The sequence below is a fragment of the uncultured Martelella sp. genome, assembly GCF_963677965.2.
Lineage (GTDB): Bacteria > Pseudomonadota > Alphaproteobacteria > Rhizobiales > Rhizobiaceae > Martelella > Martelella mangrovi.
This window is the reverse complement of the sequence record NZ_CAXXFM010000001.1, coordinates 472,678-498,522: the sequence shown is the minus strand read 5'-3', so window position 1 is coordinate 498,522 and position 25,845 is coordinate 472,678. Positions and strand designations below refer to the sequence as shown.

The following is a 25,845-nucleotide window of genomic DNA, read 5'->3' as shown; positions in this document are numbered from 1 at the left end:
AAAATGCCGGGATATGTGTGCAAAGCCTGCGTGATGCTTGCTGCATTGCTGTCTTTTGCGCCATAACGGGGCCAGTGCACAAAAAGACGGGAAGACCTCCATGAACGGCGCAACGGTCATCGACCATCCTCTGGTTCAACACAAGCTGACGAAGATGCGTCAGAAAGATACGTCGACGGCCGGTTTTCGCAGGCTGCTCAGGGAAATCTCGACCCTGCTCTGTTACGAGGTCACGCGCGATCTCGAACTGACCATGGAGACGATCGAGACCCCGCTGACGACGATGGAAGCGCCGGTTCTCGAGGGCAAGAAACTGGTGTTTGCCTCGATCCTGCGCGCCGGCAACGGTCTTCTGGAAGGCATGCTCGATCTGGTGCCGTCTGCCCGCGTTTCTCATATCGGGGTTTACCGCGATCATGAAACGCTTGAGGCGATCGAATATTTCTTCAAGGCGCCGGAAGATATCGGCGAACGGCTGGTGATTGTGGTCGATCCGATGCTGGCGACCGGCAATTCATCGATCGCGGCCGTTGACCGGCTGAAGGAACGCGGCGTGACCAATCTGCGGTTCCTGTGCCTGCTGGCCGCGCCCGAGGGCATCGTGCACTTTCACAAAAGCCATCCCGACGTGCCGATCTACACGGCCGCCATCGACAGCCATCTGAACGAGAAGGGCTATATCGTTCCGGGGCTGGGCGATGCCGGCGACCGGATGTACGGCACCAAGTAAACTTCCGTCACGATGTCAACGGCAGGCGATACCGCACGAAATTATCGGCCTTGTCGTACCGATCATAGAGCCGGCGCGCGGTTTCGTTATCTTTGTTGGTGTGCCAGTAGAGATTCGTCCAGCCATCGCGCCGGCCCATCGCGATCAGGTCGTCAATCAGCCGTTTGCCGATGCCGCGCCCGCGCTGATTTTCGTCCACGAACAGATCCTCCAGATAACACGCGGGTTCGACCGCCCATGTGCGCGGATGGAGAATGCAGGTCGCAAAACCCACCGGCCTGTCATCGACAACCGCAAGCCGCGTGAACACAGGGGCAATCGGATCAATGATCCGCGACCATGTCATTTCCGTCACATCCGGGGCAATGTCGGAGCCATAAAAGGTCAGATAGCCCTGCCAGAGTGTAAGCCATGCGGCCTTGTCTTCGGCTTTCGCTGTACGAATGCTGATATTTTCGTTCATTCTCCGGCTTCCTGAAGCATTTGCAGGGCTTCCTGGGTGAGGTCGATGTCGGGCGCACGCAGCAGCGTGTCCATCTGTTCGGGGCGTGAAGCGCTGGCAATCGGCGCCGTCACGCCGCGCCGTGTCATCAGCCATGCAAGCGCTATTGCCGCAGGATGTTCACCGGTCTGCGATGCGACGGTTTCAAGCGCGGCGAGAATGCGTCTTCCCCGGTCGTCGAAATATTTCTCGACATGTCTTGCACGCGCCGTCGCCGCGGCGTCGTCGAAAGACCTGTATTTGCCGGTCAGGAAGCCTGCAGCAAGGCTGAAATAGGTGATGACGCCGATATCATGCTCGACACAGAGTTCGGCGAGCGCCCCCTCAAAGCCCGAGCGGTCATAAAGATTGTATAGCGGCTGCAACACATCATAGCGCGCCCGGCCGGTGTGCTCGGCAACCGTCAGTGCCTCCTCAAGCTGCTGCGCATCGAGATTGGATGCACCGATTGCCCTGACCTTTCCCTGTTCGCGCAGTCTTGTGAAAGCGCCGATTGTCTCATCATAGTCGGTATCGGGGTCCGGCCAGTGGGCCAGATAGACATCGAGATAATCGGTCTGCAGGCGTTTGAGCGAATCCTCCACCGCGCGCATGATCCAGCCTTCTCCGAGGCCTTTCCTGCCGGGCCCCATTTCCGATCCTACCTTGGTGATGATGACGACGTCCTCGCGCGCAACGCCTCCGCGCTTCAGCCAGTTGCCGATGATCGTTTCCGATTCGCCGCCGGTGTTGCCCTCCGCCCAGGCGGAATAGACATCCGCCGTATCGATTGCGTTGAAGCCGGCGCCGACAAAGCGGTCGAGCAGCGCAAAGGACGTCTGCTCATCCGCTGTCCAGCCGAACACATTGCCTCCGAAGACAACGGGCGATATTTCTATATCCGTTCTGCCAAGTCTTCGTCTGTGCATTGTTTCCTCCCGGGTGCTGACCCTTTTTCCATCCTTAACGTAGGTTGCCGGCGCCCGCATGGCAATGGAACCGACGTCGAAGCGAAAGCGACAAAACGCCCGATTTGCCGGTTGCACACGTGCCGGCCGATTTCTATGCTGGCCGCGGAATAACAGGTGAGGAAATCCCATGTTGCGTTTTGGAATTGTTTCGACCGCCAAAATCGGTCGTGAAGCCGTCGTGCCGGCAATCGTCGATGCGGACAATGCCGTGCTGTCGGCTGTCGCCAGCCGCGATCTCGAGCGGGCGCAGGCCATGGCCACCCGTTTCGGCGCGCCGCACGCTTTCGCCTCTTACGAGGAGATGCTGGCGAGCGATGTGATCGACGCGGTCTATATTCCGCTACCGACCTCGCAGCATGTGGAATGGGCCATCAAGGCCGCGGATGCCGGAAAGCATGTTCTGGTCGAAAAGCCGCTGGCACTGAAGGCGGAGGATATCGAACCGGTCATCGCGGCGCGTGATCGCAACAATGTGCTGATCAGCGAAGCCTTCATGGTTACCTACGCGCCGGTCTGGCACAAGATACGCGCGCTTCTTGCCGATGGCGCGATTGGCACGCTGCAGCAGGTTCAGGGCTCCTTCACCTATTTTCTGCGCGATGCCACCAATATGCGCAACATTCCCGCGCTTGGCGGTGGCGGATTGCCCGATATCGGCGTCTATCCGACCGTGACCACGCGGTTTGCCACGGGTGCAGAGCCCACGCGGCTTCAGGCAACGGTGCGCTATGACAGCGAATTCGGCACGGATATTTATGCGTCTGTGCGGGCGGAATTCCCGGGCTTCGAGGCAAGCTTTTACATCTCCACGCAGCTTGCCCACCGGCAGTCGATGACCTTCCATGGCACCGAGGGCATGATCGAGGTGCTCTCCCCCTTCAATGGCGAGCGCTGGGGTGAGGAAGCCTTGCTGCTTTCCAACCAGAACCATAGCGAGACCCAGGCCTTCCGCTTTCAGGACAGCCGCCAGTATGTTCGTGAGGTCGAGGCGTTTTCCGAAGCAGCGAGCGGCGGCAAGGCCGAGGTGTTCACGCTCGAAAATTCGGTGAAGAACCAGCGGGTGATCGATGCGATCTACCGTGCGGGCAAGCTCGACGGCGGCTGGGAAACCGTGTGACTGCCGACAGGCAGGTCATTTCTCTCTCGTCACCCCGGCCTTGAGCCGGGGTCCAGGGCCATACGGTGGCGCGTATCGAAGTCGTCGTTGCGCGCGCGTCTTGCGAAGGCCGTGCCGCGTCGCTTTGGATGCCGGCTCAGGGCCGGCATGACGGAGAATCGGCGGTATATTGCTTATCTAAGGGCCACATTCGACTTTGGAAGGACAAGGTCATGGCGGTAACGCTTTACGGAATTCGAAACTGCGACACCATGAAGAAGGCGTGGACATGGCTGGACAATCACGGGGCCAGCTACGAACTCCATGATTACAAGAAAGCCGGCATCGACCGCGCGCATCTGGAGCGCTGGTGCGATGAAGCCGGCTGGGAAAAGGTGCTGAACCGCGCCGGCATGACCTTCCGCAAGCTTTCCGATGCCGAAAAACAGGATCTCGACCGGGAAAAGGCCATCGGTCTGATGCTTTCCAATCCTTCCATGATCAAGCGTCCGGTGCTGGAGGACGGCGACCGGCTGATCGTCGGCTTCAAGCCGGAAACCTATGCGGACTTTTTCGACAAGGCGTGAACGATGGCGAAGACCACCCAGGCAACCCGGTTTCTCGACAAGGCCGGTGTTTCCTACACCATCCAGCAATATGATTATGACCCCAATGCCTTCAAGGTGGGGCTGCAGGCCGCCGAAGCCATCGGGGAACCGGCCGAGCGGGTGCTGAAGACGCTGATGGCGGAAGTCGATGGCAAGCCGGTCTGCGCCGTTTTGCCGTCGAATGCCGAAGCGTCGATGAAAAAGCTGGCTGCCGCCTTTTCGGGCAAGTATGCCCATATGCTGGAAGTGCCTGCGGCCGAGCGCCTGTCCGGCTATCACGTCGGCGGTATCTCGCCTTTCGGCCAGAGAAAGCGCGTGCCTGTGGTCTTCGAAATCGCCGCCCTTGATCATCCCTATGTCATCATGAATGGCGGTCAGCGCGGCCTTCAGGTCAAGCTTGCCCCGGCAGATGCTGTGAAGGCTCTGGGCGCGGCAACCGTGGGCATCATCGCATAACGCCAGACCGATCCGGCAGTCTTCGGCTTGGCCATCGCTTCGGCTTTGCCCTGCGCCAAAGTGCTTGGATCTGGCGCAAATTCCTTGCCGCAGAACGATTCCATTTCAGTCTGAAACGCTTTAGATAGGTCTCAACAGAAACCATCAGCGTGAGGCAATCATGACCGGCGAAACAAAGCTTCCCCATCCCATAGACCTGAAAGCGCTGGAAAAACTGGCGGAAGTGGCTGTGCATGTCGGCCTCAACCTGGCTGAGGGGCAGGATCTGGTGATGACCGCGCCGATCGAGGCGCAGCCGCTGACCCGGCTGATCACCCGCCATGCCTACAAGGCCGGCGCGGGCGTGGTGACGACGGTCTTTTCCGATCCGCAGGCAACCCTCGAGCGTTTCGAAAATGCCCATGATGCCAGCTTCGACAAGGCCGCCGGCTGGCTTTACGAGGGCATGGGGCTGGCTTACGAGCGCGGTGCCGCCCGGCTTGCGATTGCCGGCGACGACCCGATGCTGCTGGCCGCGCAGGACCCGGAAAAGGTTTCGCGCGCCAACCGGGCGAATTCGACGGCCTATAAACCCGCACTGGAAAAGATCGCCGGTTTCGACATCAACTGGAATATCGTCTCCTATCCCTCGCTCGCCTGGGCCAAGACCGTGTTTCCCGACGATCCCGACGCCATGGCCGTTGCCAAGCTGGCAAGGGCGATCTTCGCCGCCTCGCGGGTCAACCAGCCTGACCCGATCGCGGCCTGGCGCGAACACAACGACCAGCTTCACAGCCGCTCTGCGTGGCTGAACGGCAAGCGCTTTTCGGCACTGCATTATACCGGGCCGGGGACCGATCTGACCATCGGGCTTGCCGATGACCATGAATGGAGCGGCGGCGCCTCGATGGCCAAGAACGGCATTGTCTGCAATCCCAATATCCCGACAGAGGAAGTGTTCACCACGCCGCACCGGCTGCGGGTTGAAGGTCATGTCTCCTCGACCAAGCCGCTGTCCCATCAGGGAACGCTGATCGACGATATCCGCGTCCAGTTCGAAAACGGCCGGATCGTGCATGCCGCCGCCGCAAAGGGCGGCGATGTGCTCAACAAGGTGCTGGATACCGACGAGGGGGCGAGCCGTCTCGGCGAGGTGGCGCTGGTGCCGCATTCCTCACCGATTTCGGCAAGCGGCATCCTGTTCTACAACACCCTGTTCGATGAAAACGCCTCCTGCCACATCGCGCTCGGGCAGTGCTATTCGAAATGCTTCATCGACGGCGACAAGCTTTCCTCAGATGAAATTGCGGCCAAGGGCGGCAATTCCTCGCTGATCCATATCGACTGGATGATCGGGTCGGACAAGATCGATATCGACGGCATCGACGCAAACGGCAATGCCACGCCGGTGATGCGTGGCGGCGAATGGGCCGATTGAAACACTGTTTTGCAATAGAAAATTATCCCGTCCCGGAACCGGGGCGGGAGGCATTGGCACCGGCTGCAAAAGGCAAGGCTGGCTAAAACAGGCTGCCCTGTTCGGGCGGTTTTGCCTTCGAGGCGGGCTTCTTGCGGGCCGGTTTCGGCTTTACCGCCTTTGGCTTTTCCGTATTGGGCTCTGCCGGCGACGGGCCGGGCGCACTGTCGCCTGTGACCGCGCTGATACGGCCATCGGCAAACTCGATTTCGATACCGGTGGCAGGGCCAAGGCCTTCGGCCCGGGAGACGGGCCGGTTCTCGCCATCGCGGATCACGGCAAAGCCGCGGGCCAGCACATTCTTGTAGGACAGTGAGTTCAAGACCCGATGCTGGCTGGCCAGGGCGGCACGGTGGGTTTTCATGTTGGCCGCGATCGCCGTGTCGGCACGTGCGGTGAGAACCTGGATCTGCTCGCGGTCTCGAGCCACCATCATCGAAAGCCGCTGCGGCATGCCCGAAAGCCCGGAGACGCTGCGCTCGAACGTCCGCCGCTTGTTGATGGTGTTGAGTTCCAGCGCCCGGCCCAGCCGCAGGCCGGCCTCGTCGAAACGGCGGCGCGGCAGCGCCAGCAACTGGTCGAGCGAGGGCAGGCCGCGCGCAAGACCGGTCAGGGTCTGGCGGCGGAAATCCATCAGCCGGGTCATTGCCGAGGCAAGTCTTGCGGATGTGCGCGCCTGATCTGCGACAAGCTCCGCCTTGACCGGAACGGCACGTTCGGCGGCCCCCGTCGGCGTCGGTGCACGGTAATCGGCGGCGTGGTCGATCAGGGTCCAGTCGGTCTCATGCCCGACGGCGGAAATCAGCGGGAGTTCGCTCTCATAGGCCGCCCGCACCACGGCCTCGTCGTTGAAGCCCCAGAGATCTTCCAGCGAACCGCCGCCGCGCGCGACGATCAGCACATCCGGCCGCTTGACCGGCCCATCGGGCGCGCAGGCATTGAAGCCGCGAATGGCTGCCGCCACGGCATCGCCGGAGCCTTCGCCCTGGACCTTGACCGGCCAGACCACGACGTGAACGGGGAAGCGATCGGTGATGCGGTGCAGAATATCGCGGATGACCGCGCCGGTCGGCGACGTCACGACACCGACGACACGGGGCATGAACGGGATCGGCTTCTTGGCTTCGGCGTCAAAGAGCCCCTCGGCGGCAAGCTTCTTGCGCCGCTCTTCCAGAAGCGCCATCAGCGCGCCGGCGCCCGCAGGCTCCAGCGATTCCACCACGATCTGGTATTTCGAGGCGCCGGGGAAGGTGGTGACCTTGCCGGTGGCAATCACCTCCATGCCTTCTTCCGGCTTGATCTTCAGCCCCGAGAAGACACCTCGCCAGATGACGGCGTCAATGCGCGCCCGCTCATCCTTCAGCGAGAAATAGGCATGGCCGGACGAATGCTGCCCGCGAAAGCCCGAGATTTCGCCACGCAGGCGTATCCGGTCGAAACGGTCTTCGACCGTGCGCTTGATGGAGCCGGAAAGCTCCGAAACGGTGAACTCGGTCAGATTGCCGGCTGATTCGGTGTCAAACAGATTGCTCATGGCGCCAGTCTAACCGATCTGCCCACGTCTTTCACCGGTGACCGCCTTTGGTTTTGGCGATCACCGGGTGAGAGCGTTTGCCGTGTTTACTCGTTGATCAGCCGCTTCAAAAGCTCGACTTCCTGCGAAAGCTTCTGATCCTGTTCCAGAAGATCCTCGATCTTGCGCACGGCATGCAGAACCGTGGTGTGATCGCGGCCGCCGAACCGTCTTCCGATTTCGGGGAAGGAGCGCGGGGTCATGGTCTTGGCAAGGAACATGGCGATCTGGCGCGGCTTCACGATCACCCGCGTGCGGCGGTTGGAAACGAGTTCCTGTCGCGTCACGCAGTAATGACGGGCGACAACGCGCTGGATATCCTCGATCCGGACCCGCCGGGGCTCGCCCGTGCCGACCAGATGGACCAGCAGTTCGTCGACGCGCTCGATCGAAAGGTCGGGTTCGAAGGACCGGCGGAAAAGCAGCTGGTTGAAGGCACCTTCCAGTTCGCGGCCGCTTGCCGTCACCTTGCCGGCGACATGCTCGAGTACGCTTGTGGGAATGTCGATGGACGGATCTTCCTGCTGCGCCAGAAACAGCCGGCGCTTCAGCATTTCGAGCCGCATGGCATAGTCGGGCGCTTCGATTTCAAGCGAGACGCCGCCGGTCAGGCGGGAGCGAACACGCGGATCGAGCGATTCCAGCTCCCAGGGCGCGCGGTCGGCGGCAACGACGACCTGCTTGGCACTGTCGAGCAGCGTATTGAGGAGATGGCAGAATTCGTGCTGGATCATCTTGCCCTGCAGGAACTGCATGTCATCGATCACCAGAAGGTCGATATTGCGCAGCGAATCCTTCAGCGTCAGCGCGTCGTTGTCGCGGATGGCTGTGGCGAATTTCCACATGAAATATTCGGCTGTCAGATAGACCACGCGCTGCTTGTCCGGCGAGGCCAGTGCGGCATTGGCGATGGCCTGCAGCAGATGGGTCTTGCCCAGCCCGACCGAGGAATGGATGAACAGCGGGTTGAAGCGCACGGCTGCCATGCCCGATTCCGCAATCGTCTTGGCGGCCGCAAAGGCAACGCGGTTGGACGACCCTTCGACAAAGCTGTCAAAGGTGAAGAAAGGGTCGAGTGGAGAGCCGAAGACGGTCTTCGCGCCACTGTTCACGCCGCGGGCCGGGGTGTTGTCGGGCTCGGGCATCAGCGGCTGGTCGTTCATCGCACGCGGGATCGGCCGGGTGACCGCTGCCTGCTGTACCGGCGCGGATTTCGGCTTTTCCTGCGAAGGCTGCGGCCGCTGCGGGCGCGTTGCCGAACGCACAAGGACCTCGACCTTGAGCACTTGCGGGCGTTCGTTACGGACCAGCTCGCCGAGTAGGTCGATATAATGGTTGTTGATCCACGATTTCAGAAACGCGGTCGGAACCGAAAAACGAATGACGCTCTTGGAGGACGATTGCAGCTTCAGCCGGCCGAACCAGCTTGCATAGACATCGGCACCCACATGGGCCTTGAGCGCTGTGCAGAAGCGCTCGAAAAACTGATTGTCGGTGTTCAAGTCCGCGTCCGGTGTTTCATCATGCTCCCCGTTATAGACCTCCGAAATGCCCGCATCGTGCCCATTGCCCGGAGCTCCCGTTCTCGTTCTCATTCCTTGCCGCCTTTCAAACTCATCACCCTGGCGCAAGCGAGAAGTGCGCTTGCAGCCTTTTTCCCTGGGGCCTTTTTTTAAAAAAGGCCTTTCGTTGAATTCCCGGTCATTGCCGGGTTTGGGACAGCCCTCACCAACAGCGTCACCTCCTCGTAAAAGATGATGCCGGCGGTAAAGTGTCCGGTCAGTCGATTGTATTTGCCCCCGTATACCCTCGCACGCTTTACTGCCTTCAGAAAAAAGACATAGAATATCCAGCCCGGATTTCGTGAAGAAAACCAGGATGCAACCTGAAATTGTTGGAAAGACGAAGTCGAAACGACTACGCTTCCAGCTTCGGGAAGACAACACGCCCATTGAGAGCGCGCCCCTCCCGATAGGCTCGGGAGCTCAATCCGTCCGCTGATGTGAGACGCATTTAGGCAAGAACGCCGGGTAATTTCAACAGGGATTTTTCACCGAATCGGCGCTGCCAGCATTGACTCGTAGTGGCGATTTTGACTCACGCGCCAAGGCTCAAAAAGAATCGCTGTTGAATCAATTAGATTCAGAAATGGCTCATTTTTTGAGGCTGATTCTGGCCCGAAAAAATAAATTGGCTTGACGCGTTTTGGCGTCGTGATTTCCGGCTGAAAATGGTTGAAATGTGGCGTACCTTCTGCAACCGATTGATATCACATGAAAAAAGCGGTCATTTTTTTGACATCTGTCTGAAACGCAATTGTCACGAAGGGCAAGCCTATGAAGAAAAACAAAAAACCCGGCACATGGCCGGGTTCTAATATTAGATGATGCTGTTGCGCTGTTAGGCGGACAGCGTCTTCACGCGCTGTGCCAGACGCGAAACTTTCCGCGAGGCCGTATTGCGGTGCAGGACCCCCTTGCTGGCGGCGCGTGCGATTTCCGGCTCGGCTGCCTTCAGCGCTTCCTTTGCCTGGTCGACATTGCCGGCTGCGAGCGCCTCTTCAACCTTACGGACGAAGCCGCGAACACGCGAGCGGCGGGACTTGTTGATGGCGGTACGGCGGGCCATTTTGCGCGTCGCCTTTTTCGCCGAAGTTGTATTGGCCATTTAAAGTCTCTCTTCGAATTTGGTCGCAAGCTCCGACATCGGCGGCGCGCCGTAAGGCTCAGATCGCTTTTTTGCCGGAAGCAATTGATGAAGCTGTCATCAGCTTTCAACTCTGTGGGCGGGCATATAAAGGCAAACGGACTGTCCGTCAATGTACAATTGTTGAAAAGTCCCGCCGAAAACCGCGTATACCCGTGCTACACGGCGCATTGCGACGTGTCGCGCCATTGCCATTATGCCGGCGCGTTCTAGAATTCAAGTCGGAGATAATGTCATCCGGCGCCTGTTCCGGCCGGCGCCAGCACAACGGGTAATGAATATGCGTGTCACAGTCTTTTCGGCAAAACCCTATGACGAGGAATTCCTGAAGGCCGCCAATGAAGGGCGCCACGATCTGATCTTCACCGAGGCGGCGCTGCATGCCCCGACGGCGAAGATTGCGGCCGGCACCAAGGCGGTCTGCGCCTTTGTCAACGACGATCTCGGCGCTTCGACACTGTCGGAGCTGAAAAAGGCCGGAGTGAAACTCGTGGCGCTCAGATGCGCCGGCTTCAACCGGCTCGACCTGACGGCGGCGGATCATCTTCATATGGCAACCGCCCGTGTGCCGTCTTATTCGCCCTATGCCATTGCCGAACATACGCTGGCGCTGGTGATGACGCTGAACCGCAAGATCCACCGCGCCTATAACCGGGTGCGCGAGGGCAATTTCGCCTTGAACGGGCTTCTCGGTTTCGATCTGCATGGCAAGACGGTCGGGGTTGTCGGTACAGGGGGGATAGGCCGCAATGTGATGCGTGCTTTCAGCGGATTCGGCTGCGAGATTCTCGCCTTCGATCCCTATCCCAATGAGGAGGCCGTGGCGCTCGGCGCGCGGTATGTGGACAAGGACGAACTTCTCGAGCGCTCCGAGATCATTACGCTGCACTGCCCGCTGACACCGGAAACCCGGCACTTCATCGACGAGGCGGCGATCAGCGCCATGCAGCGCTGCCGTATGCTGGTCAACACCAGCCGCGGCGGGGTCGTCGATACGCTGGCCGTCATCGACGGGCTGAAATCGGGGAAAATCGGCGCGCTGGCGCTGGATGTCTATGAAGAAGAGGAAGACCTGTTTTTCCGGGACCTGTCCTCGACTGTGATCCGCGATGATATCTTTGCCCGGCTGCTGACATTTCCCAATGTGCTGATCACCGGTCACCAGGGGTTCTTCACCGAGGAGGCTCTTTATAATATCGCCCACACCACCATTGCCAATATCACCGCCTTTGAGGAGAAGGGCACGGCGCTCCATCCGATCGAGCGGCGCTGAGCGTCACTAGCCTTTCTGGCAGGCCGGGCAATAGAAGGTCGAGCGGCCGGTCTGGACGGCGCGTGCGACCGTGCCGTTGCAATCTTCATGCGGGCAGGGCGCGCCGGTGCGGTCGTAGACGGAGAAGGAATGCTGGAAATAGCCCAGCGTTCCGTCGGTCTTGCGGTGGTCGCGCAATGTCGAGCCGCCGGCCTCGATCGCCTCGGCGATCACGTTGCGGATGGCGGGCACCAGCCGTTTCAGCCCTTCGCGGGGCTTGCCCGACGGCGTGACGAGATGACCGGCGGTGCGAAACGGCGAAAGCCGCGCCCGCCACAGCGCCTCGCAGACATAGATATTGCCGAGACCGGCAATATTGCGCTGGTCGAGCAGGGCGGATTTGATCGCCTGGGATTTGCCGGCAAAACGGCGGGCGAGGAAGTCTGCATCGAGACTGTTGCCGGTCGGTTCCGGCCCGAGGCCGGCAAAGCTCGGATCGACTTCGAGCATGGTTTTGGGGGCCAGTTTGATGAAACCGAAGCGGCGCGGGTCATTATAGATGATGCGCCGTGCCGGTAATCCACCCAGCTGAAACACCACATGATCATGCAGCGTGTTGACGTTGCGGGGCGTGTGAAACCGGCCCGGCACGTGTTCCTCGTCGTGGTCTTCAACCCGGTAGGAACCCGACATGCCGAGATGGGCAATGATCGTCATGTCGTTGTCGAGGTCGATCAGCAGATATTTCGCGCGCCGTCCAAGGGCGATAATCGTCCTGTTTTCCACAGTCTCGACAAGGTTTTCGGGGAAGGGAAAGCGCAGGTCTGCGCGGTTCAGCACAAGCTTTTCGATCCGGCGGCCCTCCATGGCAGGCGCCAGTCCGCGGCGGACGGTTTCGACTTCGGGCAGTTCCGGCATGTTATTTTAAGCCTTTGGCGTTTCGCTTTTTTCCGTTTCGGTTTATAGCCGCACTGTCGGCAGGCGGCAGCAATAGCGCAAGGTTTCAGGTTTCGCTATGGTCGCCTGAAATTTCAATCGGGTAACAGATAGGTGCGAACATGGCGCAAAGCCGGACCGGTTCGAACGGCGGTATGGAAACCTCCTTCGGCTTCAAGGATGTCGCCGATGGCGAGAAGCAGCCGCTCGTCAACGACGTGTTTCACAAGGTCGCCAAGCGCTACGACATAATGAACGACCTGATGTCGATGGGCCTGCATCGCGCCTGGAAAGACGGCGTGGTGAGCGCGCTCAACCCACCGCCGGACCCGGATTATCGCGTGCTCGACGTTGCCGGCGGCACCGGCGATATCGCATTCCGCATCGTCAAGGCATCGCGTGGCATGGCGAAAGCGACCGTGCTCGACATCAATGGCTCGATGCTCACCGTCGGTGAAGAGAGGGCGAAAAAGAAGGGGATTTCCGACAATCTCACCTTCGTTGAAGCCAATGCCGAGGACCTGCCCTTCGACGACAAGAGCTTTGACGCCTATACGATCGCTTTCGGCATTCGCAATGTGCCGCATATCGACAAGGCGCTGTCGGAGGCCTACCGCGTCCTGAAGCGGGGCGGGCGGCTTCTGGTGCTGGAATTTTCCGAGGTCGAGGCCCCGATCCTCGACAAGGTTTACGATCTCTGGTCCTTCCATGCCATTCCGGTGGTCGGCAAGGTGGCTGCGGGCGACGGCGAGCCTTATCGCTATCTGGTCGAATCGATCCGCAAATTCCCGAGCCAGCAGGATTTTGCCTCCATGATCGAGCGCGCCGGTTTCTCGCGCGTCAAATTCACCAATTATTCGGGCGGCATTGCCGCACTTCATTCAGGCTGGAAGCTTTAGGCACGGCTCATGAGCGCGTTTCGATCCTATTTCAATCTCCTCGGCGTGGGCTGGGTGCTCGCCCGCGAAGGCGTGATCAATGCGCTTCCGTCGGACGGGCTGCCGGCTTATGTGCGGCTGGTCAAGGCGCTGCTCGTGCCCTTTGCCCGACCAAGCGCGCGCAAGAAGGACCGCTCGGACCGGCTCGGCAAGGCGATTTCGCGGCTTGGTCCCTCCTATGTGAAGATGGGCCAGTTTCTGGCAACCCGGCCCGATGTGGTCGGCGATGGCTTCGCCAATGATCTGGCGCAGTTGCAGGACCGGATGCCGTTCTTCTCGGTCGAAGCCTCGAAAGCCACCATCCGCAATTCGCTCGGCCGCCCGGTGGATGACCTCTACACCTCTTTCGGCGATCCGATTGCCGCCGCCTCGATTGCCCAGGTGCATCCCGCCGAAGTGACCGACCGGGAAGGGCGCCGGCAGAAGGTCGCCGTCAAGGTGATCCGCCCCGGCATCCGCCAGCGGTTTCAGGAAGACCTCGGCGCGATGTATCTGGTCTCACGCATGCAGGAGCGGTTCATCCGCTCCAGCCGCCGGCTGCGCCCGGTCGATATCACCCGCACGCTGGAACAGACCACCAGGATCGAGATGGACCTGCGCCTTGAGGCCGCAGCCATCTCAGAGATGACGGAAAACACCGCTGACGATCCGGGTTTCCGTCTGCCGAAAGTGGACTGGGAGCGTACCGGCCGCGACGTCGTGACCATGGAATGGATCGACGGCGTCAAGATGTCGGACCTTGAGGGGCTGAAGGCAGCTGGCCATAATCTCGAGGAACTGGCCGTCACCCTGATCCAGTCCTTCCTGCGCCATACGCTGCGCGACGGCTTCTTTCATGCCGACATGCACCCCGGCAATCTGTTCGTCGACAATGACGGCATGATCGTCGCCGTCGACATGGGCATTGTCGGCCGGCTCGGAAAGAAGGAAAAGCGGGTGCTTGCCGAAATCCTCTACGGCTTCATCACCCGCGATTATATGCGCGTTGCCGAAGCGCATTTCGAGGCAGGCTATGTGCCGGCGCATCATAACAAGGCCTCGTTCGCGCAGGCTGTACGCGCCATCGGCGAGCCGATCCACGGCCAGTCGGCGGAAACCATTTCGATGGGCAAGCTTCTGACGCTGCTGTTCGAGATCACCGAAATCTTCGACATGTCGACCCAGACCCAGCTGATCAACCTGCAGAAAACCATGGTGGTGGTGGAGGGCGTGTCGCGCATGCTCGATCCGCATTTCAACATGTGGAAGGCCTCTGAACCGGTGGTCGGCAAGTGGATCGAGGACAATCTTGGGCCGAAGCGCGTGCTCTCCGATATGCGCGATGGTTTTCACGCGGCGCTGAAACTGGCCGAAGCCATACCGGAAATCGCCGACAAGACGGAGAAATTCCACAACGAGGTCATCGCCATGAGCGAGAAGGGCCTGCGTTTCGACGAAAGCACCGCCGAGGCGATCGGCAAGGCGGAGGCCCGGCATACGCGTTCGGGCCGGGTCGCGCTGTGGCTGATTGCGCTGGTGATGATCTATCTGGCTGGCGTGGCGTCGTTCATGTGGCTGGGGTAGGGCTTGGCTGTGATTTCGACGGGCGATACTTGTGGCCTTTCAGCCTCTCCTCTCTCTCAGGCGTCATCCTCGGGCTTGACCCCAGGATCCAATCACGTTGCAACACGAGCGGAGATGCTGGTTGATCGGCAGAGCGCGAACAAACCAGCGTCATCCTTGTGGCTGTCGTGGATAGATTCTCGGGTCAAGCCCGAGAATGACGCAAGTGGGGACGAGTGGGAGACCGCTTCGAACCTGTCGCGTGCAGCCAATGCTGACCGTTGCTGTCGGTGGCATTTCCCCTCTTATTCCATGGAGCAAAGCTGATGCGCATCGGCGGGCGCCTTGCAGGCGCAATTGAAATTCTGGCAGACGTTGAAGAGCGGCGGCGGCCGATTGCCAGTGCGCTGAAGGACTGGGGCACGGCGCATCGGTTTGCCGGTTCCGGCGACCGCGCGGCAATCGGAAACATTGTCTATGACGCGCTGCGGCTGAAGCTTTCCCATGCCTTCATGATGGATGATGACAGTCCGGCCGCACTTGCCCATGCGGTGCTGTTTCGCCAGTGGGGCATTACGCCGGACGCGCTTGCCGAACGGCTGGACGGCGACAAGTTCGCGCCGGAGCCTTTGCCCGAGGCCACTCTTGCGGCCTTTGCCAGCCGTGATCTTGCCGACGCGCCGGACGCGGTTCGCGGGGATCTTCCGGAATGGATATTGCCGTCGTTCCGGGAAAATTTTGCTGAAAACTGGCTTGGAGAGGCCGAGGCGCTGAACCTGCGTCCGCCGCTGGATCTGCGCGTCAACACGCTGAAGGCGAGGCGGGAGAAGGTGCTGAAGGCGCTCAGCCGTTCAGGGGCGGCGGCGGGTGCAATCGCACCGGAGGCCATCCGCATTCCGCCGGGAAGCGGGCCGGACCGACTGCCCAATGTTACCGCCGAACTGTCCTTTCAGAAGGGCTGGTTCGAGGTTCAGGATCAGGGATCGCAGATCGTTGCCAAACTGGCCGGGGCGAAGGCCGGCGATCAGGTGCTCGATTTCTGTGCCGGCGGCGGCGGCAAGACGCTGGCGCTTGCAGCCGCGATGGACAATGCCGGGCAGGTCCATGCCTATGATGCCGACCGCACGCGGCTTGCGCCGATTATCGAGCGGCTGAAACGGGCCGGCACGCGCAATGTTCAGGTGCATGATGCGCTTGAGGGGCTTTCCGGGCTTGAAGAGCGCTTCGACCGCGTTCTGGTTGATGCGCCGTGCACGGGGACCGGCACATGGCGGCGGCGGCCGGATATCAAATGGCGGCTTTCGGAAAAGAACCTGGAAGAGCGCATGGCCCAGCAGGCCGAGGTGCTGGCGGAAGCGTCGCGGTTCGTCAAACCGGGCGGGCAACTCGTCTATGTGACCTGTTCGCTTCTGCCGGAGGAAAACCAGAATCAGATCGCCGGTTTTCTGGCCAGCGACGCCGGCAGCGCATTCGAACCTGTCGATATGGAAACGATGTGGTCCTCGACCTTTCCCGGCATCGAGGCCAGACCGTATTTTCCCGCCCGCGGCGCTGTCACGCTGACACCGGCGGCAACCGGAACTGATGGTTTCTTTTGCGCAATACTGGACCGTAAGGCGTAATTTACATTATTAATCCGCGATAATAATCAGGTTAAACTGACGCCTGATATTCTCTATTTGTGTCGATAACTGGATTGTTTGACACAAGTTTGGTTTTCCTTCATGTAGACCCGATCGATCAAGTGTGAACTCATTGAAGGAGAGGGATTTCATGAAACGCACGACCCAACTGCGCCTTGCGCTGTCCGCATTTGCGGCTTCCACCGCATTTGTGGCCATGCCGGCGCTTTCGGCAGATGTGACCCCGGAGGACGTCGTCAAGCATTATGCCGACGTGGCGCATGCCAAATATCAGGATTCCCTGACAACGGCACAGGAACTCGACGCGGCAATCCAGGCCTTCATCGAAAACCCGAGCGAGGAAACGCAGGCCGCTGCCAAGGATGCCTGGCTTGCTGCCCGCGTTCCCTATCAGCAGACCGAGGTTTACCGCTTCGGCAACCCGGCCGTTGATGACTGGGAAGGCAAGGTCAATGCCTGGCCGCTGGATGAAGGCCTGATCGACTATGTCGACGCCTCCTACGGCATGGAGAGCGACGAGAACACGCTTTACACCGCCAATGTCATCGCCAATCCGGAAATCGAGATCAATGGCGAGGCCGTCGATGCGACCGAGATCACGCCGGATCTGCTGGCCAACACGCTGCATGAGGCCGGCGGGATCGAAGCCAATGTCGCCACCGGTTATCACGCCATCGAATTCCTGCTGTGGGGCCAGGACCTGAATGGCACGGATGAAGGTGCGGGCCAGCGCTCCTACACGGATTACCTGACGGGCGATGATTGCACCAACGGCAATTGCGACCGCCGCGCCGCCTATCTTTCGGCCGCGTCCGAACTGCTGATCTCCGATCTGGAAGACATCGTGGCGGCCTGGGAACAGGGTGGCGAAGCTTATGCCTATGTCACCGAGGACCCGACCGTCGGCGTTTCCGCGATCCTGACGGGCATGGGCTCGCTTTCCTATGGTGAGCTTGCCGGCGAGCGCATGAAGCTTGGCCTTTTGCTGCACGATCCGGAAGAAGAGCATGATTGCTTTTCCGACAACACCCATGCCTCGCATCTGAACGATGCCATCGGCATTCTGCAGGCCTATACCGGCGATTATGTGCGTGTTGACGGCACGGAAATGAGCGGCGCTTCGGTTTCCGATCTCGTTGCCGCCAATGATCCGGCGCTGGACGAGGAAATCAAGGCAAAGCTGGTCGACACGGTCGACGCCATGGAAGCCATGGCAACGCGTGCCCAGACGGTCGAAGCCTATGACCAGATGATCGGTGAAGGCAATGACGAGGGCAACGCCACCGTTCAGGCCGCAATCGACGGCCTGATTGCCCAGACCCCGTCGATCGAGCGGGCGATTGCAGCGCTGGAGCTTGGCCAGATCGAGCTGGAAGGCTCCGACAGCCTGGACAATCCGGACGCTGTCTTCCAGTAAGAACGGATTGAGGGCGTTGGTCTCTGTCATTTGATTGACCGTGGCCAACGCTCCTTTGCGAACTCCGCGTCATCCTCGGGGATAACGCGGATGGGCAGCAGTTTGAACGTATGGAAGGCTGGAGCGGTCGGGGGTGAGATGACAGCAGCGAAACGGTATCTTCTGGTGGTTCTCGCCACCGCTCTTTGTCCCGTGGTGGCGTTTGCAGACGACTGGACGCCACCCGCCGAACGCACCGATCTTACGCCTAAGGACATGAAGCGGGTGGAAAGCGTTACCCGCCCGACGACGGATTTTTCCAAACCCGAACGGTTCGAGACCATGCAGGGCGGGGCGGCAACAACAAAGGCCACCGTCAACCGCGATGTGTTCTCGCAGTCATCGGAAAACATCACCTTTGCCGAAGAAGAAACCTTCAAGCTCGGCAATGCCCTGTTTCGCAAGTTCTGGGTATCCTCACCGTCATCCACGCAGGCTTCCGACGGGCTTGGCCCGCTTTTCAACGCGCGCTCCTGTCAAAGCTGTCACCTGAAGGACGGGCGCGGTCATCCGCCGGAAGGCGACAGCGACGCGACCTCGATGTTCCTGCGACTGGCGCGGCCCGCCCGCACGCCGGAAGAGCAGGCGCGCATCGACAGCTACGAGACCATCAATTTTCCCGACGCGGTCTATGGCGGCCAGTTTCAGGACTTTGCCGTGCCCGGCCTTGCCGCCGAAGGTCATATGAAGATCGATTATACGGAAAAGCCGTTCACGCTGGGCGATGGCACGGTCGTTTCCCTGCGCGAGCCGACCTACAGCGTGACCGATCTTGCCTATGGCCCCATGGGCGAAGACACGACGCTTTCGCCGCGCATCGCCAACCAGATGATCGGCATGGGGCTGATCCAGGCGATCCATCCCGCCGATATTCTGGCCAAGGCCGATCCCGATGACGCAGATGGCGACGGCATTTCCGGCCGTCCGGCGATCGTCAGCGATCACCGCACCGGCGACGTCAAGCTTGGCCGGTTCGGCTGGAAGGCGCAGAACGCATCCGTCCGCGACCAGTCTTCCGGCGCCTTTTCCGGCGATATCGGCATTTCCTCGCCCGATGCGCCCAATCACTGGGGCGACTGCTCCGAAACCGAGGCCGACTGTCTGGCGATGCCGCATGGCGCCCAGCCCCGTCTCGGCGAAACGGAAGCGCCCGATCCGGTGATGGAGCTGGTGACGTTTTATTCCGAAAATCTGGCCGTTCCCGCGCGTCGCGATGTTGACGACCCCGAGGTGCTGCGCGGTAAACAGGTATTTTACGAGGCCGGCTGCACGTCCTGCCATACGCCGAAATACGTCACCAGCCGCGATGCGGAAAACGCTGCCCACCGCTTCCAGCTGATCTGGCCCTATTCCGATTTCCTGCTGCATGATATGGGCGAAGGACTTGCCGATCATCAGCAGGTGGGCGTTGCCGACGGCTATGAATGGCGCACCGCGCCGCTTTGGGGCACGGGGCTGACCGAGGTTGTCAGCGGTCATTCCTTCTTCCTGCATGATGGCCGGGCGCGCAACCGCACCGAGGCAATCCTCTGGCATGGCGGCGAAGCGGAAGACGCACGCGACAATTTCGCCAATGCCTCGAAAGAGGATAGAGATGCACTGATCAAATTTCTGGAATCGCTGTGAGACATGAGGTCGCTGTGAGACATCTTGCCGGAACCGCCTTTGCCGTCCTTCTTGCGCTGCCCTTGGGCGCAGGCTCCGCCCGGGCCATGAACGAGGACGCCGTGCCGATGGTGTTGGAAAAGGCCGTCGACGGCTTCATCCGCCCCGGCTACCATGCCTTCGAACAGGCCTCCGGCACCATGGCTTCGGCCATGAACGCCTTCTGCGCTACGCCCGACGAGGCGACCTATGGCGAGGCGACGGCAAGCTTTGACGCGCTGGTTGGCGCATGGTCGCATATCGAGATCGTGCGCACAGGCCCGGTGATCGACGATCATCGCTTCGAGCGCATCCTGTTTTATCCCGACCGCAAGAGCATCGGTCTGAAACAGGTGCAGGCGGCGATCATCGAGAAGGACCAAACCGCTACCGATCCCGGTTATCTGCCGGAAAAGAGCGTTGCCATGCAGGGGCTGCTGGCGCTCGAATTCGTGCTGTTCGGCACGCAATACGAGACCATGTTCGATGAGGCAGAAACCTATCGCTGCCGCTACGGCGCGGCGATTGCAGAGAATATCGACACGATTGCCGGCGAACTGGCCGCCGAGTGGGACGCGCCCGATGGCGTTGCCGCCCACTGGAAGAACCCCGGTCCGGACAATCCGCTGTTTCGCACCGATGACGAGGCGTTGACGGCGCTGCTCGGCGTGCTGGTGCACGGCATGGAGACCGTGCGCGACTACCGCATCGAATATTTCTATCGCGGCGAGGAAGGCCCGAATATTCCCACTCGCGCGATCTACTGGCGCTCGGAAAATACCTGGCCCTCGATCCTCGCCAATCTTGAAGGGCTTCAGAACCTGCTCAACAATTCGGACATGGTCGACCTGCTGGATGAAGACGTGCGCTCCATCGTCTCCTCCATCAACTTCCTGTTTGCCTCGGTCGAAGGCGTGGTTGGCGACATGAACCCGGATATCGAGGTCGTGCTTTCCGATCCCGACCAGGTTGCCAAGCTCGACTACCTGCTGATCAACACCAAGGACCTGATCCTCAGGCTCAACGACCGCTATGGCGGCGCGATCGGCCTTGGCGCGGGCTTTTCCTTTTCCGACGGAGACTGACGCCATGCGTTCGGGGCTCGTGGATCGTCGCAGCTTCGTGAAGGCCGCCGGTGCAGCTTTCCTGGCGGGACTCGCCCCATCGGCCGCCTTTGCGTTGGCGCGCGCCGATGCGGTCTATGCCACCGGCATTCGCAAACCCGACCGCAGCTTTGCGCTTGCGCTGATGAGCGAGGGCGGCGACTTCATCGCCGAAATCGAACTGCCGGACCGCATTCACGGCCTTGCAGCCTCACCGGCAACGGGGCAGGTGGCGGCTTTCGCGCGCCGCCCCGGCACGTTCATTCTGGTGTTTTCGCCGGATGGGCGCGGCAGCCGGGCCATCATCCACGCAGCCGATGACCGGCATTTTTACGGCCACGGCACCTTTTCGCCGGATGGACGGTTTCTCTACACCAGTGAAAACGATTTCGAGACCCGCCGGGGCGTGATCGGCATCTATGACGGCCGGAACGGCTTCGCGCGGATCGGGGAATATCCGACCTATGGCATCGGCCCGCATGATCTGGCGGTCTCGCCGGACGGGCGTTTTCTGGTCGCGGCCAATGGCGGCATCGAGACGCATCCCGATTTTGGCCGCACGAAACTCAATCTCGACCATATGGAGCCGTCGCTGGCGCTGATCGACGCGGCTTCGGGCGCTCTTGTCGAAAGGCATGAGCTGCCGGCCGGTCTCAGCCAGCTGTCGACGCGGCATCTGGCCGTGGGAGAGGCCGGGCGCGTCTGGTTTGCCTGCCAGTATGAGGGCCCGCGCAATGCGCTGCCGCCGCTTGCCGGCCGGTTTGCGCCGGGCGAGGCGCTTTCCTTTGCCGCATTGCCGGAAGAGGTGACGATCGGCCTTGGCAATTATGTCGGCGCCATTGCCTATAATCCGCGTGACGGGCTGATCGGCCTGTCGTCGCCGAAAGGCGCGGGCATGGTGGTAACGCTTGATGAGGCCTCCGGCAAACTGCTGTCCTCGCGCAGGCTCGCCGATGCGGCGGGCATTGCGCCGGCGCTTCACGGCTTTGCCGTCGGCACCTATGGCGGATCGTTCAGGGGGCGCCATCATGACGTCGCCTTCGACCAGCATATCCAGCGGCTGACTGGACAACCTGCTGAAGGGCGCTAGATCAGTTTCGCCATGAAAAACATTCTTATCCACGCTGCTTTCATTGTCGGCGTCGTTGTCGCCGGCTTCATCGTCGGCATCGTCAATATCCCGGGCGAATGGTACCAGTCGCTGGCCAAGCCGCCTTTCAACCCGCCGAACTGGGTGTTCGCGCCCGCCTGGAGCCTGCTTTACGTGCTGATCGGCTGGGCCGGCGCCCGGCTTTTCATTGCCCGGCCCGAAACATCGGGCGCGCTGACGCTGTGGACCGCGCTTCTGGTGCTCAATCTTGCCTGGTCGCCGCTGTTCTTCGGCATGGAAATGCCGTCGGCGGCTCTTGTCGTGGTGGTGGCGCTTCTGGCCGGTATCCTGCTGTTTGTCGCCCGCACCTGGAACAAGGACCGGCTTTCAGCCGCTCTGTTCCTGCCCTATGCGGCCTGGGTTTGTTTCGCAACACTGCTCAATGGCGCGATCGTTTACCTCAATTGATGTTTCCGGCTTGCTGGGACAACCCGGCCGTGCCACTCTCGCGCCTGCGACGAGGTAACGCATGACAAATTTCGAGCGCGGCGATTTTCACGCCCGGATCATGAACAGTTTTGCAAGTCAGGGCGCGATGGAGATGCTCGGGGCCGAGCTTACCCGTATCAGCCATGGCGTGGTCGAGATCGAACTGCCGTTCGACCCGAAGCTGACCCAGCAACACGGCATTCTCCATGCCGGTGTGATTGCGACGGGGCTGGAGACCGCCTGCACCTATGCGTCCTACACGCTGATCGATACCGATGCCTCGCTACTCACCATCGAATTCAAGGTCAATCTGCTGTCGCCGGGGCGGGCCGGGCGGTTTCTGTTTCGCGGCGAGGTCACCAAGCCGGGCAGCAACATCATCGTCACCGACGGGCGCGGTTATGCGATGGGCGATGGCCCGGCCAAGCTGATCGCCTCGATGACCGGCACATGCATGGTCGTGCGCGACCGGGAAGGGTTTCAGGGCTAGATGCGGATCGAGACGATTGCGGGAAAGACGGTTCTTTTCGTGATGGCGGCCGATGCCGAATATGGGGAGAAGCTGCGCGCCCGCATCGAACCGCTGATGACGGGTGTCGGGCCGGTGGAGGCGGCAATCTCGCTGACGAAGGCGCTCACCGTTGCAACCGCTGCCAACAGTCCGCCGGCGCTGGTCGTGTCGCTCGGTTCGGCCGGTTCCGCCACGCTGGAACAGACCGAAATCTATCAGGCCGCCTCTGTTTCCTATCGCGACATGGATGCTTCGCCGCTCGGTTTCGAAAAGGGGCGGACGCCGTTTCTGGACCTTCCGGCCGAAGTCGTCCTGCCGTTTTCAATACCCGGCCTGCCGACGGCGCGCCTGTCGAGCGGCGCCAATATCGTCTCCGGCGCGGCCTATCAGTCAATCGATGCGGATATGGTCGATATGGAAACCTTCGCGCTTTTGCGTGCCTGCCAGCTGTTTGGCGTGCCGCTGATCGGGCTGCGCGGTATTTCCGATGGCAGGGACGAACTCAAACACGTCACCGACTGGACCCAATATCTGCATATCATCGATGAAAAACTCAGCCATGCCGTTGATCAACTCGAAAGCGCCATTGAAACCGGCGCGATTCCGCTCTAAAGGCAGCGCTTAGCCCTTCCTTTCGTCGGCAAGAAGGCCCCAGCCATGACAGAGATTACGCATCCCGATTCCGTTCTCATCATTGATTTCGGCAGCCAGGTGACGCAACTGATCGCGCGCCGTGTGCGCGAAACCGGCGTGTTCTGCGAAATCGTGCCGTTTCAGAAAGCTGAGGAAGGGTTCGAAAGGCTGAAGCCGAAGGGCGTGATCTTTTCCGGCGGGCCGGATTCAGTCACCCGCGAAGGCTCGCCCCGCGCCCCGCAGGCGGTGTTTGACAGCGGTGTGCCGATCCTTGCGATCTGTTACGGCCAGCAGACGCTGGCGCTGCAGCTTGGCGGCGAGGTCGAGGGCGGTCATGCGGCCGAGTTCGGCCGTGCGGATGTGGAAATCCTGAAACCTTCGCCGCTGTTCGAAGGCATCTGGGAGGTCGGCCAGAAATATCCGGTGTGGATGAGCCATGGCGACCGTGTGACCCACGCGCCGGAGGGTTTTGAAGTCATCGGCACTTCGCCGCACGCCCCGTTTGCCATCTGCGTCAACGAGGAAAAGCGCTACTACACCACCATGTTCCACCCGGAGGTGGTGCACACGCCTGATGGCGGCAAGCTGCTTTCCAACTTCGTGCACAAGATCGTCGGGCTGAAATCCGACTGGTCGATGGCCGCCTACCGCGCGGAAATGGTGCAGAAGATCCGCGATCAGGTCGGCGACAAACGCGTGATCTGCGCGCTTTCCGGCGGCGTTGACAGTTCGGTTGCCGCATTGCTCATTCACGAGGCGGTCGGCGACCAGCTGACCTGCATCCTCGTCGACCACGGGCTGATGCGCAAGAATGAGGCGGCCGAGGTCGTTGCCATGTTCCGCGAGCACTACAATCTGCATCTCATTCACGTGGATGCCGTGGACCGGTTCGTCGGCGAACTGGAAGGCGTCGCCGACCCGGAAACCAAGCGCAAGATCATCGGCCGGCTGTTCATCGAAACCTTCGAGGACGAGGCGAAGAAGCTTGGCGGCGCCGATTTCCTGGGGCAGGGGACGCTCTACCCGGACGTCATCGAAAGTGTGTCCTTCTCCGGTGGTCCCTCGGTCACGATCAAGTCGCACCACAATGTCGGCGGCCTGCCCGAGCGGATGAACATGCAGCTCGTCGAACCCTTGCGCGAATTGTTCAAGGACGAGGTCCGCGTGCTCGGCAAGGAACTCGGCCTGCCCGACAGCTTCATTGGCCGCCATCCCTTCCCGGGACCGGGCCTTGCGATCCGCTGCCCCGGCGGCGTGACCCGCGAAAAGCTCGACATCCTGCGCGAGGCCGATGCCATCTATCTTGACGAGATCCGCAAGAACGGCCTTTACGACGTCATCTGGCAGGCCTTCGCCGTGCTGCTGCCGGTCCAGACCGTCGGCGTGATGGGCGACGGCCGCACCTATGAATTCGTCTGCGCGCTGCGCGCCGTCACCTCGGTCGACGGCATGACCGCCGATTTCTACCAGTTCGACATGAACTTCCTCGGCAAGGCCGCGACCCGCATCATCAACGAAGTCCGCGGCATCAACCGCGTCGTCTACGATGTGACGTCAAAACCGCCGGGCACGATCGAGTGGGAATGATATCGGGTCTCGGCTCATAATAGTGAGCGAGGCCAGACTTTACGGCTCAGGGGGGCAAGCGCGCACATATCCGCTGTCTTCCGAGCCATGTCTGCTCGTCTCCCCGCCTCTCATGCCTTTTGTCTCCAGATCACAGCACGCGGCGAAGGCCTGACTGGACGCTGAGCAGTTTTGGCAGGAAGCGTTCGGCAAGCGAATCCGCATCTGCAGAGGTTGCGGACAGGCCGATATTGAGTGCGGCAACGGTTCTGCCGTGCTTGTCGAAAAGGGGGATGGCGATGGAGCAAAGGCCGAGTTCCACCTCCTGGTCGATGACGGCGAAGCCGTTTTCGCGGGCCTGATCGACGCGTCTGATGATCTCTGCCGGATCGGTCACCGAAAAGGGCGTGCGGGGCGTGAGATCGGATTTTTCGATCAGGGCGATGGCCTGTTCGCGCAGCAGCGATGCCAGCAGGATACGGCCCATCGATGTGCAAAAGGCCGGCAGGCGCGAGCCGGGCATCAGGCCGATGGACATCACGCGCTTTTGCGCGGCGCGGGCCACATAGACGATTTCCGTTTCATCCAGAAGCGCGACAGAACAGCTTTCGCCGATCTGTTCGGAAAGCTGGTCCAGCCATGGCTGGACAAGCTGCGGCAGCGGCAGGGAGGCCAGTGCCGAAACACCCAGACGCAGGACGCGCGGCGTCAGCGTGAAGAATTTTCCGTCATAATCGGCGTAGCCCTCACGCGCCAGCGTCAGCAGCACGCGCCGTGCCGTGGCGCGGTCAAGGCCGGTTGCCGATGCCGCTTCGGCGATCGAAAGCCGGGGTGTGTCCGTGCCGAACGCCTCGATCACCCTGAGGCCTTTCGCGAGCGAGGCGATGTAGTCGGTCGGTTTGTTCAGCATGCGCACGCCATTATTCATTATTTGAACAAATCTCAATATATGAACAAATAGACTG

At 60.8% G+C, this 25,845-nt stretch carries 24 protein-coding genes; 17 read left to right on the top strand and 7 right to left on the bottom strand.

Features of this window, described 5'->3' with window-relative positions; translation table 11 throughout:
- The first annotated feature begins 100 nt into the window (after window positions 1–100).
- Window positions 101–730, top strand: coding sequence for a uracil phosphoribosyltransferase (gene upp, locus ACHZCU_RS02590; protein WP_319517525.1), 630 nt, complete (start codon window positions 101–103; stop codon window positions 728–730).
- Between the two features lie 7 nt (window positions 731–737).
- Here upp and ACHZCU_RS02585 read toward each other — a convergent pair whose 3' ends face one another.
- Together ACHZCU_RS02585 and ACHZCU_RS02580 are read right to left on the bottom strand one after the other, a co-directional pair.
- A complete protein-coding gene (locus tag ACHZCU_RS02585; protein WP_319517524.1) occupies window positions 738–1,193 on the bottom strand; it encodes a GNAT family N-acetyltransferase in 456 nt (151 codons plus the stop codon).
- Entirely contained in the window at window positions 1,190–2,140 is a 951-nt protein-coding gene (locus tag ACHZCU_RS02580) for an aldo/keto reductase (protein ID WP_319517523.1), read from the bottom strand. The genes ACHZCU_RS02585 and ACHZCU_RS02580 overlap by 4 nt, the downstream gene beginning before the upstream one ends.
- A gap of 169 nt (window positions 2,141–2,309) precedes the next feature.
- Here ACHZCU_RS02580 and ACHZCU_RS02575 point away from each other — a divergent pair, with 169 nt between their 5' ends.
- The 4 genes from ACHZCU_RS02575 (at window position 2,310) to ACHZCU_RS02560 (ending at window position 5,759) form a co-directional block, all read left to right on the top strand.
- Window positions 2,310–3,299 (top strand): Gfo/Idh/MocA family oxidoreductase, encoded by a 990-nt coding sequence (locus ACHZCU_RS02575; RefSeq protein WP_319517522.1) that lies wholly within the window; start codon window positions 2,310–2,312, stop codon window positions 3,297–3,299.
- Window positions 3,300–3,511: 212 nt separating this feature from the next.
- Complete coding sequence (locus ACHZCU_RS02570) at window positions 3,512–3,865, top strand: ArsC family reductase (protein WP_319517521.1); 354 nt, start codon at window positions 3,512–3,514, stop codon at window positions 3,863–3,865.
- Between the two features lie 3 nt (window positions 3,866–3,868).
- Window positions 3,869–4,342, top strand: a complete 474-nt coding sequence (gene ybaK, locus ACHZCU_RS02565; RefSeq protein ID WP_319517520.1) for a Cys-tRNA(Pro) deacylase — start codon at window positions 3,869–3,871, stop codon at window positions 4,340–4,342.
- Window positions 4,343–4,502: 160 nt separating this feature from the next.
- On the top strand, window positions 4,503–5,759 hold the full coding sequence (locus ACHZCU_RS02560) for an aminopeptidase (RefSeq protein WP_319517519.1): 1,257 nt from the start codon (window positions 4,503–4,505) through the stop codon (window positions 5,757–5,759).
- Window positions 5,760–5,841: 82 nt separating this feature from the next.
- Here ACHZCU_RS02560 and xseA read toward each other — a convergent pair whose 3' ends face one another.
- The 3 genes from xseA to rpsT all read right to left on the bottom strand — a co-directional run bounded on the left by xseA (window position 5,842) and on the right by rpsT (window position 10,038).
- A complete protein-coding gene (gene xseA / locus ACHZCU_RS02555) occupies window positions 5,842–7,332 on the bottom strand; it encodes an exodeoxyribonuclease VII large subunit (RefSeq protein ID WP_319517518.1) in 1,491 nt (496 codons plus the stop codon).
- Between the two features lie 86 nt (window positions 7,333–7,418).
- Window positions 7,419–8,873: a chromosomal replication initiator protein DnaA gene (dnaA, locus tag ACHZCU_RS02550; RefSeq protein ID WP_394706090.1), complete on the bottom strand. Its 1,455-nt coding sequence runs from the start codon at window positions 8,871–8,873 to the stop codon at window positions 7,419–7,421.
- Between the two features lie 898 nt (window positions 8,874–9,771).
- Window positions 9,772–10,038: a 30S ribosomal protein S20 gene (rpsT, locus tag ACHZCU_RS02545; RefSeq protein WP_319517516.1), complete on the bottom strand. Its 267-nt coding sequence runs from the start codon at window positions 10,036–10,038 to the stop codon at window positions 9,772–9,774.
- A gap of 319 nt (window positions 10,039–10,357) precedes the next feature.
- Between rpsT and ACHZCU_RS02540 the strand changes: the two genes are divergently transcribed.
- Window positions 10,358–11,350 carry a 2-hydroxyacid dehydrogenase gene (locus ACHZCU_RS02540; protein WP_106310674.1) on the top strand — a complete coding sequence of 331 codons (993 nt, stop codon included), beginning with the start codon at window positions 10,358–10,360 and terminating at the stop codon, window positions 11,348–11,350.
- Window positions 11,351–11,356: 6 nt separating this feature from the next.
- Here ACHZCU_RS02540 and mutM read toward each other — a convergent pair whose 3' ends face one another.
- A complete protein-coding gene (mutM, locus tag ACHZCU_RS02535; RefSeq protein ID WP_319517515.1) occupies window positions 11,357–12,247 on the bottom strand; it encodes a bifunctional DNA-formamidopyrimidine glycosylase/DNA-(apurinic or apyrimidinic site) lyase in 891 nt (296 codons plus the stop codon).
- A gap of 140 nt (window positions 12,248–12,387) precedes the next feature.
- On the opposite strand from mutM, the gene ubiE reads away from it, so the two are divergent.
- The 11 genes from ubiE (at window position 12,388) to guaA (ending at window position 24,901) form a co-directional block, all read left to right on the top strand.
- Entirely contained in the window at window positions 12,388–13,164 is a 777-nt protein-coding gene (gene ubiE / locus ACHZCU_RS02530; RefSeq protein WP_106310482.1) for a bifunctional demethylmenaquinone methyltransferase/2-methoxy-6-polyprenyl-1,4-benzoquinol methylase UbiE, read from the top strand.
- 9 nt (window positions 13,165–13,173) lie between these two features.
- Window positions 13,174–14,766, top strand: a complete 1,593-nt coding sequence (ubiB, locus tag ACHZCU_RS02525) for a 2-polyprenylphenol 6-hydroxylase (protein ID WP_319517514.1) — start codon at window positions 13,174–13,176, stop codon at window positions 14,764–14,766.
- Between the two features lie 305 nt (window positions 14,767–15,071).
- Entirely contained in the window at window positions 15,072–16,367 is a 1,296-nt protein-coding gene (locus ACHZCU_RS02520) for an RsmB/NOP family class I SAM-dependent RNA methyltransferase (RefSeq protein ID WP_319517513.1), read from the top strand.
- 151 nt (window positions 16,368–16,518) lie between these two features.
- Window positions 16,519–17,805, top strand: a complete 1,287-nt coding sequence (locus ACHZCU_RS02515) for an imelysin family protein (RefSeq protein WP_319517512.1) — start codon at window positions 16,519–16,521, stop codon at window positions 17,803–17,805.
- Window positions 17,806–17,943: 138 nt separating this feature from the next.
- Entirely contained in the window at window positions 17,944–19,470 is a 1,527-nt protein-coding gene (locus ACHZCU_RS02510; protein ID WP_319517511.1) for a di-heme oxidoredictase family protein, read from the top strand.
- Window positions 19,471–19,484: 14 nt separating this feature from the next.
- Window positions 19,485–20,573, top strand: coding sequence for an imelysin family protein (locus tag ACHZCU_RS02505; RefSeq protein ID WP_319517510.1), 1,089 nt, complete (start codon window positions 19,485–19,487; stop codon window positions 20,571–20,573).
- 4 nt (window positions 20,574–20,577) lie between these two features.
- Window positions 20,578–21,681, top strand: coding sequence for a DUF1513 domain-containing protein (locus tag ACHZCU_RS02500; protein WP_319517509.1), 1,104 nt, complete (start codon window positions 20,578–20,580; stop codon window positions 21,679–21,681).
- Window positions 21,682–21,693: 12 nt separating this feature from the next.
- Window positions 21,694–22,149 carry a TspO/MBR family protein gene (locus ACHZCU_RS02495; protein ID WP_319517508.1) on the top strand — a complete coding sequence of 152 codons (456 nt, stop codon included), beginning with the start codon at window positions 21,694–21,696 and terminating at the stop codon, window positions 22,147–22,149.
- 61 nt (window positions 22,150–22,210) lie between these two features.
- Window positions 22,211–22,660, top strand: a complete 450-nt coding sequence (locus tag ACHZCU_RS02490) for a PaaI family thioesterase (RefSeq protein WP_106310503.1) — start codon at window positions 22,211–22,213, stop codon at window positions 22,658–22,660.
- Complete coding sequence (locus tag ACHZCU_RS02485; protein ID WP_319517507.1) at window positions 22,661–23,293, top strand: 5'-methylthioadenosine/S-adenosylhomocysteine nucleosidase; 633 nt, start codon at window positions 22,661–22,663, stop codon at window positions 23,291–23,293. It abuts the gene before it with no gap.
- Window positions 23,294–23,338: 45 nt separating this feature from the next.
- Window positions 23,339–24,901: a glutamine-hydrolyzing GMP synthase gene (gene guaA, locus ACHZCU_RS02480; RefSeq protein WP_319517506.1), complete on the top strand. Its 1,563-nt coding sequence runs from the start codon at window positions 23,339–23,341 to the stop codon at window positions 24,899–24,901.
- Between the two features lie 130 nt (window positions 24,902–25,031).
- Here guaA and ACHZCU_RS02475 read toward each other — a convergent pair whose 3' ends face one another.
- Complete coding sequence (locus tag ACHZCU_RS02475; protein ID WP_319517505.1) at window positions 25,032–25,790, bottom strand: IclR family transcriptional regulator C-terminal domain-containing protein; 759 nt, start codon at window positions 25,788–25,790, stop codon at window positions 25,032–25,034.
- Between the last annotated feature and the right edge of the window lie 55 nt (window positions 25,791–25,845).

What these genes read in the sequence shown, in the direction of transcription:
- upp (WP_319517525.1), top strand. Translation starts at nt 101, where the DNA reads ATGAACGGCGCAACGGTCATCGACCATCCTCTGGTTCAACACAAGCTG.
- ACHZCU_RS02585 (WP_319517524.1), bottom strand. Translation starts at nt 1,193, where the DNA reads ATGAACGAAAATATCAGCATTCGTACAGCGAAAGCCGAAGACAAGGCC.
- ACHZCU_RS02580 (WP_319517523.1), bottom strand. Translation starts at nt 2,140, where the DNA reads ATGCACAGACGAAGACTTGGCAGAACGGATATAGAAATATCGCCCGTT.
- ACHZCU_RS02575 (WP_319517522.1), top strand. Translation starts at nt 2,310, where the DNA reads ATGTTGCGTTTTGGAATTGTTTCGACCGCCAAAATCGGTCGTGAAGCC.
- ACHZCU_RS02570 (WP_319517521.1), top strand. Translation starts at nt 3,512, where the DNA reads ATGGCGGTAACGCTTTACGGAATTCGAAACTGCGACACCATGAAGAAG.
- ybaK (WP_319517520.1), top strand. Translation starts at nt 3,869, where the DNA reads ATGGCGAAGACCACCCAGGCAACCCGGTTTCTCGACAAGGCCGGTGTT.
- ACHZCU_RS02560 (WP_319517519.1), top strand. Translation starts at nt 4,503, where the DNA reads ATGACCGGCGAAACAAAGCTTCCCCATCCCATAGACCTGAAAGCGCTG.
- xseA (WP_319517518.1), bottom strand. Translation starts at nt 7,332, where the DNA reads ATGAGCAATCTGTTTGACACCGAATCAGCCGGCAATCTGACCGAGTTC.
- rpsT (WP_319517516.1), bottom strand. Translation starts at nt 10,038, where the DNA reads ATGGCCAATACAACTTCGGCGAAAAAGGCGACGCGCAAAATGGCCCGC.
- ACHZCU_RS02540 (WP_106310674.1), top strand. Translation starts at nt 10,358, where the DNA reads ATGCGTGTCACAGTCTTTTCGGCAAAACCCTATGACGAGGAATTCCTG.
- mutM (WP_319517515.1), bottom strand. Translation starts at nt 12,247, where the DNA reads ATGCCGGAACTGCCCGAAGTCGAAACCGTCCGCCGCGGACTGGCGCCT.
- ubiE (WP_106310482.1), top strand. Translation starts at nt 12,388, where the DNA reads ATGGCGCAAAGCCGGACCGGTTCGAACGGCGGTATGGAAACCTCCTTC.
- ubiB (WP_319517514.1), top strand. Translation starts at nt 13,174, where the DNA reads ATGAGCGCGTTTCGATCCTATTTCAATCTCCTCGGCGTGGGCTGGGTG.
- ACHZCU_RS02520 (WP_319517513.1), top strand. Translation starts at nt 15,072, where the DNA reads ATGCGCATCGGCGGGCGCCTTGCAGGCGCAATTGAAATTCTGGCAGAC.
- ACHZCU_RS02515 (WP_319517512.1), top strand. Translation starts at nt 16,519, where the DNA reads ATGAAACGCACGACCCAACTGCGCCTTGCGCTGTCCGCATTTGCGGCT.
- ACHZCU_RS02510 (WP_319517511.1), top strand. Translation starts at nt 17,944, where the DNA reads ATGACAGCAGCGAAACGGTATCTTCTGGTGGTTCTCGCCACCGCTCTT.
- ACHZCU_RS02500 (WP_319517509.1), top strand. Translation starts at nt 20,578, where the DNA reads ATGCGTTCGGGGCTCGTGGATCGTCGCAGCTTCGTGAAGGCCGCCGGT.
- ACHZCU_RS02495 (WP_319517508.1), top strand. Translation starts at nt 21,694, where the DNA reads ATGAAAAACATTCTTATCCACGCTGCTTTCATTGTCGGCGTCGTTGTC.
- ACHZCU_RS02490 (WP_106310503.1), top strand. Translation starts at nt 22,211, where the DNA reads ATGACAAATTTCGAGCGCGGCGATTTTCACGCCCGGATCATGAACAGT.
- ACHZCU_RS02485 (WP_319517507.1), top strand. Translation starts at nt 22,661, where the DNA reads ATGCGGATCGAGACGATTGCGGGAAAGACGGTTCTTTTCGTGATGGCG.
- guaA (WP_319517506.1), top strand. Translation starts at nt 23,339, where the DNA reads ATGACAGAGATTACGCATCCCGATTCCGTTCTCATCATTGATTTCGGC.
- ACHZCU_RS02475 (WP_319517505.1), bottom strand. Translation starts at nt 25,790, where the DNA reads ATGCTGAACAAACCGACCGACTACATCGCCTCGCTCGCGAAAGGCCTC.